The 12,100-nt window shown below is 71.5% G+C and carries 8 protein-coding genes; all 8 read left to right on the top strand.

Annotation, left to right across the window (positions count from 1 at the left end; genetic code table 11):
• Window position 1: 1 nt before the first annotated feature.
• Window positions 2-1,465, top strand: a complete 1,464-nt coding sequence (eccB, locus tag ACFOVU_RS07845; protein WP_378531331.1) for a type VII secretion protein EccB — start codon at window positions 2-4, stop codon at window positions 1,463-1,465.
• A 57-nt stretch (window positions 1,466-1,522) separates the two neighbouring features.
• Complete coding sequence (locus tag ACFOVU_RS07840) at window positions 1,523-1,846, top strand: hypothetical protein (RefSeq protein WP_378531329.1); 324 nt, start codon at window positions 1,523-1,525, stop codon at window positions 1,844-1,846.
• 73 nt (window positions 1,847-1,919) lie between these two features.
• Window positions 1,920-2,219 carry a WXG100 family type VII secretion target gene (locus tag ACFOVU_RS07835; RefSeq protein ID WP_378531327.1) on the top strand — a complete coding sequence of 100 codons (300 nt, stop codon included), beginning with the start codon at window positions 1,920-1,922 and terminating at the stop codon, window positions 2,217-2,219.
• 100 nt (window positions 2,220-2,319) lie between these two features.
• On the top strand, window positions 2,320-2,724 hold the full coding sequence (locus ACFOVU_RS07830) for a hypothetical protein (RefSeq protein WP_378531325.1): 405 nt from the start codon (window positions 2,320-2,322) through the stop codon (window positions 2,722-2,724).
• Window positions 2,725-2,799: 75 nt separating this feature from the next.
• Window positions 2,800-5,967, top strand: a complete 3,168-nt coding sequence (locus ACFOVU_RS07825) for a hypothetical protein (RefSeq protein WP_378531323.1) — start codon at window positions 2,800-2,802, stop codon at window positions 5,965-5,967.
• A complete protein-coding gene (locus ACFOVU_RS07820) occupies window positions 5,903-6,229 on the top strand; it encodes a YbaB/EbfC family DNA-binding protein (protein ID WP_378531602.1) in 327 nt (108 codons plus the stop codon). Before ACFOVU_RS07825 ends, ACFOVU_RS07820 begins: the two co-directional genes overlap by 65 nt.
• Window positions 6,230-6,292: 63 nt before the next feature.
• Window positions 6,293-6,685 carry a hypothetical protein gene (locus ACFOVU_RS07815; RefSeq protein WP_378531321.1) on the top strand — a complete coding sequence of 131 codons (393 nt, stop codon included), beginning with the start codon at window positions 6,293-6,295 and terminating at the stop codon, window positions 6,683-6,685.
• 25 nt (window positions 6,686-6,710) lie between these two features.
• Window positions 6,711-12,100 (top strand): WXG100-like domain-containing protein (locus tag ACFOVU_RS07810; RefSeq protein WP_449289731.1); only part of this gene is annotated, 5,390 nt, incomplete at its 3' end.

Genomic DNA, 12,100 nt, shown 5'->3' with positions numbered 1-12,100 from the left:
GATGCAGACCCGACGCGACCAGGTCGTCGCCCACAACTTCATGGTGGGCCGCCTGGGCACCGCCATGCTGGAGGCGGACCCCGACGCCATCGACGCCCCCATGCAGCGCACCCGCCGCGGAGCCTTCATCGGGCTGGCCATCGGCGCGCTGCTGTGCGTGGGGTTCCTGGTGTGGGGGCTGATCTTCCCCGGCGGCAACACCTCCTGGCGCAACGAGGGCACGCTCGTGCTCGACAAGGACAGCGGCGCCACCTACCTCTACTCCGGCGGTGTGCTGCGCCCCGTCGCCAACTACGCCTCGGCGCGGCTGGTCCAGGGCAGCCAGATCCAGGTGCGCTCCGTCAGCGCCGAATCGCTGGCCGGGGTCCCCAAGGGCGGCCCCGTGGGCATCCCCGGCGCACCCGACTCCCTGCCCGACCCCGAGGGCATGGCCTCCGTCTTCTGGAGGGTGTGCGCGGTACCTCCGGCCGAGGAGGACGGCGGGCCGCGCACCGCCCTGTCCGTCGACACCGCCCCCGACGCCGGCGCCCTGCCCCCCGAGGCCGCGGTGCTGGCCGCAGGCCCCGACGACGACCACTACCTGCTCTGGAACGGCACCCGGCTGCGCTTCGACGAGGAGAACGGCGCCCTCCAGGCGCTCGGCTACGGCACCAGCCCCGCGCTGGACGTCACCCGTGCCTTCCTCGACTCCGTCCCCGCCGGCCCCGACCTCACCGCCCCCGAGGTCCCCGGCGGCGCGGGCGAGCAGGGCCCCGCCATCGGCGGTCAGCGGAGCACCACCGGCCAGGTGTTCGTGGTGCGCGGCGACGGCGAGGGCGACCAGTACTACCTGCTGGGCGGCGGCGGCCTGGTCCCGGTCAGCGCGACCCAGGCCCGGCTGGCCCTCGCCGACGCCCGCATCACCGACGACGCCTACGGCGACGCCGACCCCGAACCCGCCGAGCTGAGCGCCGGGCAGGTCCAGGGCAACCTGGCCGAGAACGCCACGGCGACCGACGAAGGGCTGCCCGCGGCCCCGCCCGATCTGGTCTCGACCCGCGGCCAGGCCCCGTGCATGCGCGTCTCCGGCGACGGCGGAGCCCAGCTCATCCTGCAACCGCTGGAGGCCGTGAACGCCTGGCCGGTCCAGGACCGGGCCGACATCGCCCACGGCTGCCCCACCGCCGACCTCATCGGCATCCCCGCCGGAACCGGCGCGCTCACCCGCGCCCAGCCGGCCGGGGGGACGGCCGCCGAAGGCACCTACTACCTGGTGACCGACGCCGCCGCGAAGTACCCGGTGCCGTCGGTCGAGGCGGCCGAACAGCTGGGCTACCAGGTCGGCGACGCTTCCCCCGTGCCCACCTCCCTGCTGCGCCTGCTGCCCACCGGGCCGGTGCTGTCGGCCGAGGCCGCCGCCCAGCCGGTCCCGGCGACGGCCGCTCCGCCCGCCGCGGGCGGATGCGGCGAGCAGGAGGGAACCTGACCACACCACCACAGCGATAGGGGTCGTGCACCCCATGAACAGAAAGGAGCGGTGGACATGAGTTTGACCACCAGTACCGAACGCGGGATGACCACGGGCCGGTTGGCCATGGAGGAGGCGTACAGCGAGTGCAACGCCGTCTACACCAAGGTCGACCACCTGCGCGACACCCTGAAGTCGTCCTGGAAGGGCGGTGCGGAGCAGGGCTATGAGACCGCGCTGGTCAAGTGGCTGGAGGAGCTGCGGCTCATCGTCAACGGCATGAACGAAATGATCGGCGTCTTCGGCGGCACCACGCGCGGCATGTTGAACCTGGAGGACGAGAACCTCGTCACCTCCAACTCCTGGATGAACCAGCTCAACCCCAACCAGTCCGCCTGACCGGCCGGACCCCCTCCTCCTGAACCCGGCCGCCCGTCGGGGCGGCCCCGGAATCGAAACGAGGCAGCCGACGATGAGCGATTTCTCCGTCATTTATGCGGGCATGGACGAGTCCGCCATGGACCTGCGCCAACGTACCCAGGACATCCGCAACTCCCTCCAAGACCTGCAAACGCAGATGAACACGGTCCGCAGCGAGCTCGACGGTTCCACGGCCGACAACTACGACGCCAAGATGGCGCAGTGGCAGCTCAACGTGCAGGACATGGAGTTCCTGCTCACCCAGGCCGAGCAGGCGCTGAACTTCATCCGCGAGAACTACAAGAACACCGACAACAAGCTGTCGATGGAATGGGTCTCGCAGAACATGTAGCCGCCGCCCGCCGAAGGCGGGCGCGCACACCACCGGTCCGGGGCCGACCGCCGTCGGCCCCGGAACCGGACCCCGGCACCGGAGAGTGAGGAGAGCGAGCATGGCGGAGAGCACCGAGATCACCTTCGGCTACCTGCGCGAGTTCCGGAAGACCAACGTCCTCCCGATGCTGGAGGACCTCCAGAAGCAGAAGACCACCCTGGAGGCCTACATCGACGACGGGGAGAGCGAGACCACGATCTACGGCATCCGCGCCGGGAACCCGGCCATCTTCCCTGCTGCGGGCAAGTTCGCCAAGTCCGTTAACGGCTCCGTGGCGAAGATGCGCGACGAGATCAACATCCTGATCGACCATTTCGAAGGGCTGGACACCAGGTTGGAGGAGGCCGAGATCCGGTTCAAGGACACCGAGGACGACTCCGTGCTGACCGCCTACGAGCTCGCGGTCCTCATCGACCCCGACAACGCGTCGGCGGCGGGGTCCGGGTCCGGGTCCGAAGAGTAGGCGACAGCAACCGCGACGACCGATCGTCCGGGGCCCGGCCGGGGTGGCGGGGCGGGGAGCGAGTGAGGAGGCGGCATGCCCGACGGGAAAGAAGAGGACATCCCTCTTGGGCAGAACGAGGGGCTGGGAGAAGAAGCGCCCCCTGACCCCGACGCGACCGAACTGGTCCCCACGGACCTCGAATACATCATCAACACCTACACCGACACGGCGATGGACGCCGCCTACCCGCCGATGATGTCGCCCGATGATGTCAAGAAGGCGGACTGGTTCCTCAGCTTCAAGTCCGACCAGAAGAGCCCGGCCGGCCTGACCCACTACCTGATGTCGAGCTACACACAGGTCAACTACCCGACGCCACGGGCGTCGAGCCTGGGCGCGACCCCGACCAGCGAGGAGAAGATCTACTACTCCGGGATCGCCTACAACAACAACTTCATGCACGAAACCGACGGCCGGACGTTCTTCCACCACCTGTGGCTCGCCATCAACGGGCCGTGGCTGGGGGAGAACAGCACGACGTTCACCCCGAAGACCATGGTCGACCTGGCAGGGGACCTCGACGACCTGGTGACCATGGTGAACGGCGCCACTGAGAAGCTGAACACGTGGCGCACCACCGCGGATGAGAATTTGAAGGGCGCGACGGCCGACGTCTTCGTGCAGCACCTGGGCAACCTCCAGCTGCGCTTCAACGCCCTCGGCGAGCAGGCCGGAGGCTACCCCGAGGCCCTCCGGGACACGAGGAACGCGGTGGTCACCGGGGCGGGCGAGACCATCCGCAGGGCCTATGACAAGTGGCTCGAATCCGGCCTGTGGGACCCGCTCAAGGTCATCGACAAGTGGTTCGAGGACAACAAGTCCATCGCCACTCTCGGCAAGGGCGACGATACCTCCCAGATCGGGGACATCGGCAAGGCCAACGACCCCAATACCTGGAAAGAGATCCAGGAGCGGATCAAGACGTCCTGGCGCAACAACCTCAACACCTTCATCACGGACGCTGCCGAGGCGATGAAGACCCTCGGCACGGCCTACAGCACCAACCAGTCCGACTTGGCGGAGATCAAGCCGCCCAAGGCGCTGACGCTCGACTGGTCCGGTGTGGGCGGCGGCGGTGGCCCTGGTGGCCCCGGCCCGGGCGGCGGCGGTGGCGAGAACGAGGGCCCGGCGAACGAGGAGGAGTACAACGACGCGCTCGAAGAATGGTACAGGAAGCAGATCGAGTACCTGGAGAACAACCCGCCCGGCGGTGGGGGTGAGGGCGAGGGCAACGGGGAGAACGGCCCGTCCGACGCCGAGGAGGAGTACAACAACGCCCTCGAGGAGTACTACCGGAACGCGACCGATGAGCTGAAGAACGGTCCCGAGGGCAGCGGCGGCGATCTCAACGGCGACGGCGACGGGGAGAACCAGGGTCCGGCGTCGGAGGAGGAGTACAACAATGCGCTGGACGAGTACTACCGGAACGCGACCGATGAGCTGAACAATGGTCCCGACGGCAGTGGCGGCGGCCTGGGCGACGGGGACGGTTCGGGGGAGAACCAGGGTCCGGCGTCGGAGAACCGGTACAACGAGGCGCTGGACGACTACTACAACCAGGCGGCCAACGACCTCGAATCGGAAGGCAACACCGGCCCCATCGGCGGCGGCGGGCAGGTGGGCGGCGGCGGAGGCGGGAACAACACCCCCAACCGGCGGCCGTCGGAAGAGCGCTACAACCAGCAGCTGGACGACTACTACGACCAGGCGACCAGCGACCTCGACCGGGAGATGAACGCCGGCCCGGACGGCAGCGGCGGGGGCCTGGGCGACGGCGACGGTACCGGACAGCCCTCGGCCGAGGAGTACGAGCAGCGCCTCCAGGAGTACTACGACGAGCAGACCGGTGACCTCGACCGGCTCATGTCCGAGTCGCCCGACCCCGACGGCGACGGCCGCACCGGCGACGGCGAGGCGCTCACCCCGGCGCAGCAGGAGTACCAGCAGGCGCTCGACGACTACTACCAGAGCCAGAACGAGGACCTTCAGCAGCTCGTCTCGGGTCCCGAGGGGAGCGGCGGCGGTCTGGGCGACGGCGACGGTTCCGGCCAGTCGTCGCCCGAGGAGTACCAGCAGCGCATCCAGGAGTACGCCGACGAGGAGAGGGGCAACCTCGACCGGCTGCGGGAGGATGTCAACGGCATCACCGACGAGAACGGCAACCCCGCGCCGGAGCTGGAGGAGCAGCGGCAGCAGCTGAGCGACTACTACGACCAGCGCAGCCAGGAGCTGGACGACCTCGTCGAGAACGGTCCGGGTTCCGGCGGCGGGAACCTCGGCGACGGGAACGGTTCCGGGGGGGACGGTTCGTCGGCCGATGAGTACCAGGACCGGCTGAACGAGTACTACGACCAGCAGACCGCGGAGCTCGAAGAGCAGATGCAGTCGGGGCCGGACGGCAGCGGCGGTGGTCTGGGCGACGACGGTCCCGCCACGGGCGGGGACGGCTCGTCGGCCGACGACTACCAGGACCGGCTGAACGAGTACTACGACCAGCAGGCGGCCGAGCTCGAAGAGCAGATGAACGCCGGCCCCGATGCCGGGGGCGGCGGTCTGGGCGACTCGCTGGGCCGCGGCAACGGCGATGGCGAGAACGAGACGGCTCCGCCTCCGTCGTACTCCATCGGCAACGGGTGGGAGAACCCCGGTTCCTCCTCCGGGGACCTCGTCGCGCCCAACGCCTCGGCCGAGCGGCCCGATGCCAACGGCGTCACGGGCGGCGGCGGTGACCTGCGCAGCAACCCGCCCGCCGAGGAGGCCGACCCCTTCTCCGGCGCGGTCGGCGGCAACGGCCAAGGCCAGGGGGGCGGCAACTTCAGCGGCGTGGGCGGCGGTGCCGGCGCGGGCATGGGCGGAGCCGGCGGTATGCCGCCGATGATGCCTCCCATGGGCGGCATGGGTGGCATGGGCGGAGGCGGCGGGCAGGGCGACCAGACGCGCACCCGTTCCACCTGGCTGTCGGAGGACGAACGCGTCTGGGGGACCAGCGCGGGCGACCGGCTCTCGGTCCTGGGCCGCCACGGCCCGGGCGACACCACGAAGGGAAGCCCCAATGAGTACGTACCCGGAGCAAATGGAGCAGGCGCTCGCACGTCTACGGGAGGACCAGGAGAAGGTCGCCCAGGCAAGCGCAAGCCTGGCATCGGCAACCGAAGAGGCCGTCTCCAAGGATCGGGCGATCAGCGCGAAGATCAACGCTGAGGGGGACCTGGTCGAGCTGAAGTTCCGCACCAACGCCTACAAGTCCATGGCGCCCGCCGAGCTGTCCGCGGCGATCACGGACGTGATCAAGAGCGCCCGAGACCGGATGCAGGACCGGGTGCTGAAGGCGTATGCCCCCTTCGCCCCTGAAGGGATCGACATGGAGGCCGCGAGGTCGGGCGGGTTCGACCCCGCGCAGATGCTGGCCGACCTCGGCCTCGACAAGCTCGACTTCCCCGACCAGGGCCGCCCCGGCCGCTGACCCACACGGCCTCGCCGCCGACACCGACCACCCGGAATTCTCGACACCGAAGGGAGCCGCACCATGTCCGACGATTCCATGTTCATCGGCCCCGACCTCATGACGAAGTACGGCGCCATGCTGAACGAGACGGCGGACCTGACCGACGAGATCCTCAAGGAGCACCGCTCGGGCACCTCGGCCTTCGGCAAGCCCTGGGGCCACGGCGACGAGATCGCCGACCTCTTCGAGGACAAGTACGTCCCCGGCGAGCAGCAGCTTCAGGACTACCTTGAGGTGCTCTCGGAGGTGCTCCGGGAGACCACCGTCAACTTCTTGGACACCGTAGAGGAGTACCGCAGGAGCGAGGCGTTCGGCATCGATACCTCAAAGGACCTCTTCAAGGACCTGCCCGGCGGCCCCGGCGGCCTGCCCGGCGGTTCGGGCGGCCTGCCCGGCGGCTCGGGCCGACGGTAAGAGACGGCGGGTACCGGTCATGGGCATGCAGCTGCCGGAGGGTCTGCGCAACCTCTTCTACGGGCTTACGGGCACGAAGTGGTTCACCGCGGACGAAACGATGCTGCGTGCCCTGGCCGACGTCCTCGACCGGACGGGAATGCGGCTCGAATCCGAGCTGCCCCCGCTCATCACCTCCACCAAGCGACGGGTGCGCTCCGCCTTCGAGAGCAAGGCCGCCGACTACTTCGACTCGTCCATCGACAGGTTCACGTCCGGGAACACCAACTACGTCAAGGCCTCCGCCGACGCCTCCCACCAGCTCGCCGACTTCGTGCGGGAAGCGGCCAACCAGGTCGAGTACACGAAGGGGATGATCATCGGGCAGCTGATCCAGCTCGCCATGGAGATCGCCTGGGCCATTGCCATGTCCAAGTGGACGTTCGGTGCCAGCCTGACCATGATCCCCATCTTCAAGCGGATCGCCAGCCTGGCCATCCAGCGGCTGCTGAACTTCCTCTTCAACACGTTGGTGACGCACCTGGTGGTCAGCGTCGCCTTCGCGATGATCATGGACCAGCTCATCCAGCGGCTCCAGATCGCCCAGGGCAACCGCAAGGGCAACGACAACGATCTCAGCAAGGCGGCGGGTGTCGGCGGCGTCATCGACGGCGTCTTCTCGGCCGGGCTGAGCGCGTTCGGCAACAAGTTCGCCGACTGGGTCACCAACAACTTCGACGACCTCATCAAGATCAACATGCGCAACGGGGGGCCGGAGATCCCGACTCCGCCCGTCGGGAGCAAGAACCTCGACGAGGTCGTCGGGGACACGACGCCGCCCCCGCGCAACGGCTACAACAACGTGCCCGACGGCACGCCGGCTCCCAAAGAGGGCGGCCCCGACCTCACCACCGGGCCGTCCTCCGGCGCGGGGCGCAACGGCGACGGAACCCCCGGCCCCGACACCCCCGTTCCGCCGCCCGGCCGTGGCGCCGACACCCCCGTTCCGCCGCCCGGCCGCGGCTCCGAGACCCCCGTCCCGCCGCCGGCCCCCTCCGGCGCGCGCGACCTCCCGGAGACGGCCCCTCCCGGCGCGGGATCGCCGCCACCGCCGCGCGTCGCCGACGACATGGCCGGCGTGCTCTCGCGCAACGTCAAGGAGCTGATCCAGCCCTTCCAGCGCAATCCGCGTCCCGCCTGGGACAACGTCGCCACCATGGGGCGGTTCCGCGACGACGTGGGCAAGGTGTTCGCGGACAACTTCGGTGACCAGATCGGCCGCGACGCTGCCCGCAACCTGGGGCGCGACTACGCCGACACCTTCGCCGCCAACTGGGGCACGCGCAACATCGGCGACTCCCTGGCCCGGGTGTTCGACAACGCACCCAGCGGCCCCGCGGGCCGGCTGCCGTCGGAGACCACCGACTTCCTCTCCCGGAACCTGCCCGACGCGACCGTCGACAGCCTGGCGCAGTTCGCCAACGACTGGCGGCGCACCGCCGTGCACTTCGGCACCAACATGGGCGAGGGGGCTGCGTCGAACGTCCTCGGCGAGGGCTTCAGCAACCTGATCCTCGAAGGCGAGTTCAAGGCGAACGGCATGTCGGCCGTCGCGGGTGCGTCGAACGCCGCGATCACCACCGGCGGTGTCCTGGGCGGCATCAAGGGGCTCGACGCCCTGGAGAACCTGTTCAAGTCCAACATGGGGGCGGTCCCGCCCCCACCGGTCATGGAATCCGACCCCATGGCCGCCACCAACGATTCCAAGGCGCCGGTCGGCAGCGGGAACGCGGGCGGCACCGGTGGGACCGGCGGCACCGGTGGCGGGGGAGGCTCGGGCGGCCCCGGGCGTATCGGAGGGTCTGAGGACGGCGATCCGTCGGGCGCCACCGGAAGCCCGGAAACCCCCGAGCGCGTCGACCTCCCGGACACCGACGACTCCCCCGGGAACAAGGACCTGCCCGACACCGAGGCCCCCGCGCGCCCGGCGCCCCCGGCCAATGTGCCTTCGAGCCCCGAGGTTCCCGCCGCGGCCCAGGGCGGCGAGGGCCCCCGCGACGCGGACGCCGCCGCCACCCCGCCCCGGACGTCCGTCGACGCCCCCGCTCCGCCGCCGCGGGCCGAGACCCCGGCGGACATGGGGACGGACCGCGGCCCGGTGTCGCCCGACCGCGGGCCCGAGCCCGTGCCGTCCGGGAACGGCCGGGACCTGCCGGACACGTCCGACACCGGCGCCCCGCCCCCCGGCGTGGACGACCCGTCCGTGTCCCGGCGGGACGACCGTGCGGACACACCGCTCGGCGATGACGCGCCCATCGACACGCCTGCGGACGTCGACGCGTCTGCCCGCGCCGAGACACCGCAGGACGTGAACGGCCCCGACGCGGTGCGGGACCACCCGTCCGGCGCTCCGATCGCCGGGGGCGGGTTCACGGGAGCTCCGCCGGCGGCGACGGGGGCGTCCCCGGCCGGGCAGGGCGGCGATGCCCAGGGAGCGCCCCGGCCGGGTGCCGCCGCCCCGCGCGGCGACGGGGCCGGGCCCTCCGACGCCTCCCGGACACCGTCCGGGCAGCGCGACGCGTCCGGTGCACAGGACGACCCCGATGCCTCCGCAGAGAACCGGCCGGACGAGGCGCCCGAGCCGGAGCGGGCGTTCGTTCCCGAACCGGGTGCCGCGGAGCAGGCGGACGGACCCGTCGCCACACCGCAGCCGCAGCCGAACCCCCCGGTGACGGAGAGCGGTGACGGCGCCGTGGAGGCGCCTGCCCGCCCGTCCGATGTCCCCGCACCGCCCAGCGAGACCGCGGTCGAGGCGCCGGCCTCCGGCCCGCGCGACGAGTCTCAGGCGTCAGCCGACATCACCGGTGCCGATCAGGGGCAGGAGACCGGGGCGTCCCACCGGGACACCGAAACGCCGGAACGGTCCGATGCCCCCCGGCCCTCGGCGATGGAGAGCCGCGGTGCGGCCCCGCCGCCTCCGGTCGCCGCCGCCACGCCGCCGCCCGAAACCGGAGCACCCCCGGCCCGCAACGGCTCCCGCACCGGCCGGGAGTCCGATGCGTCCGACGCCTCCCGCGGGCGCGACGACGCGCGGGCCCGCACCAACGGCATGGAGGCCGGGGGCGAGCGCACCGACCGTGCGCATACCCAGGACCGCTCCGACCCGGCGCCGGCCCCGCAACCAGAGCAGGATCCCGCGCAGGTGCGGGCCGACCAGGGGAAGGCCCCCTCGGTCATCAGGACGTTCACCGACGCGCTCCAGGGCGGCGGCCGACCTGACGGCGACCTGGCGGACGTCCCGCCGAGCCGCCCCGAGGGTTCCCCGGATCCCCGTCCGGTGACCGCCACCCCCGATGCACCCTCCGGCCCGGACAAGAGGCCCGGCGCGCAGCGCGACCCGGGCCGTCCCACGTCCACCCCCGGACCCGTGCCCGCCGGGCGCACGGCCCGCATGGACCCCGACACCGCGTGGCGCACGGCCTCCGAGGCGCTGAAGGCCCTCGGGTTCGGCGCCCTTCCGCCGCGCCCCCCGCGTTCCGTTGTGCCCGATCCGCTCGGGGACAGCCCTCTCACCGCCGCTCCGCGGGGCGTCCGGGCCGCCGCGCTGAAACCGGCCGATGGACTGGAATCCCAGGGCGGCGCACCCCGTGCCACCACCCCGCAGACCACGGGTGCCGGCCCGGCCCGGAACCCCGCGCCGCCCTCCTCCGGTCCGCCCTCCGGCGGCACCCCGCCGGCCGACGCCACGCACACGACGTCCCCGGAATCCCTCGCCGAGGACGTGGCCGGGCTGCACGTCGACGACCGGCCCGGCGACCCCGCGCCGCGCCATACGGGGCTGCCCGGACCGCACGCGCAGGGCACCCCGTCCCCGACCGAGCGCCGGTCGTTCTCCCGCCTGTACGCGTCCACTCTCGACGCGCTCCCGGCCGATGCCCTGCCGCTGACCGTCGGAGTCGATACCGGTAACGGCCGGATGCACGGCGACGTGCGGATCCACAACCGGTTCTTCGAGTCGAAGACGATCACCGGCGACGGTCCCGACGGCCCGTCCACCGTCCGCGAGGTCACGCTGCGGGTGCGATTCGACCGCGCTCCCGGGGTCTTCCCCACGACCTCACGCGACGCCCGCGCGGACTTCACCCGGCAGGTCGAGGCGCTGTTCAACGACCAGTACCTGCTCCCGCGCAGCGGCGAGCAGTTGCACGTGCGCGTCGTCCAAGCCGACCTCCTCACCCCGCCGGAGGACGTCCACGCCACCGTCACCTGGCGCCCGGCGCCCCCGGCCGCGCAACCGCCGGCGAGCACCCCCGCACCTGACGCGCATCCCAAGGCGCTCGGCGAGTTCCTGCGCCGGCTCGGGCTCCTGGACGGCGATCCCGTCCGTTCCGGCGACACGTCCTCCACCGAGCCCTATGTGGCGCGGCGCACGCTGGACCGCATCGACGTCATGGTCCGGCCGCGGCCGCCTCGCCGGTGGTCCGACCCCGCGCGCGATCTGCCCGCGCAGGAGCACACCGGCCTGGCCGCCCCCTCGGAGTGGGAGAACGCCCGCAACGACGCCCCCCTCCACGTCGTGGGCGGACCGCACCTGGAGGCCGACTACGCCGATGTCCTGACCGATGTCTGGGCGGCCCGGCCTCTGGGCCCCGACGACCTCGATGCCAACGGCGCGCCGAAGGACCCCTCGGTCGTCGCCGACATCCCCGGCGCAGACCCGGCAGGGCCGCAGAAGTTCGTCCGTGCCGACATGAACTCCCAGTACATCAACTGGCGCAGGTTCGAATGGCGGCGGATCCCGCTCGCCAACCCCAAGCCCGGCGGTCCGACCCACGTCCGGGAGATCACCTTCCGCCCGCGGATCTCCCCCTACGCGGGCATGAACGACGCGGCCTACGCCAAGTACCTCCAGGACTACGCCGACACGCTGGACACGATGGTCAACGGCAAGTTCCGGGTCCGCGGCGACGGGGGCGTCGACCGGGTCCTGGACGACGGCACGACGGTGCGCGTGCAGGGGCCCGGCGCCGACCTGATCACCAAGCTCTTCGGCGAAGGAAGCCGGCCGGACCCCGGGGACAAGCCGGTGAGCGGGACCACCGCCGATCCGCGGGCCGGGACCGGAGACCAGCTCCACATCCGCCTCGAATTCGCAGACGACGACACCCCGGCCGACCAGGTCCACGCGGACATCGCGATCCACCCCTGGGACTGGTCGAAGCCGTACACCGACCAGTCGATGAACGCCGAGCTGTGGTACGACGGCGGGTACCCGGTGGAGTCGCGCGTCCACGAGACCCTGCACTGGCTGGGGCTGCTCGACGAGTACGCGGATCACGCTTCCTTCCGCCGCCAGGGCCCCGACGCCGACGGCGTCCGCCCGGGGACCGGCCTCATGGGGAACAGTTGGCTGACCGCCGCCGGCAGCGTGATCCA

It is taken from the genome of Nocardiopsis sediminis (assembly GCF_042650565.1).
Lineage (GTDB): Bacteria > Actinomycetota > Actinomycetes > Streptosporangiales > Streptosporangiaceae > Nocardiopsis_B > Nocardiopsis_B sediminis.
This window is presented reverse-complemented; position numbering and strand designations above follow the sequence as displayed.

What these genes read in the sequence shown, in the direction of transcription:
- eccB (WP_378531331.1), top strand. Translation starts at nt 2, where the DNA reads ATGCAGACCCGACGCGACCAGGTCGTCGCCCACAACTTCATGGTGGGC.
- ACFOVU_RS07840 (WP_378531329.1), top strand. Translation starts at nt 1,523, where the DNA reads ATGAGTTTGACCACCAGTACCGAACGCGGGATGACCACGGGCCGGTTG.
- ACFOVU_RS07835 (WP_378531327.1), top strand. Translation starts at nt 1,920, where the DNA reads ATGAGCGATTTCTCCGTCATTTATGCGGGCATGGACGAGTCCGCCATG.
- ACFOVU_RS07830 (WP_378531325.1), top strand. Translation starts at nt 2,320, where the DNA reads ATGGCGGAGAGCACCGAGATCACCTTCGGCTACCTGCGCGAGTTCCGG.
- ACFOVU_RS07825 (WP_378531323.1), top strand. Translation starts at nt 2,800, where the DNA reads ATGCCCGACGGGAAAGAAGAGGACATCCCTCTTGGGCAGAACGAGGGG.
- ACFOVU_RS07815 (WP_378531321.1), top strand. Translation starts at nt 6,293, where the DNA reads ATGTCCGACGATTCCATGTTCATCGGCCCCGACCTCATGACGAAGTAC.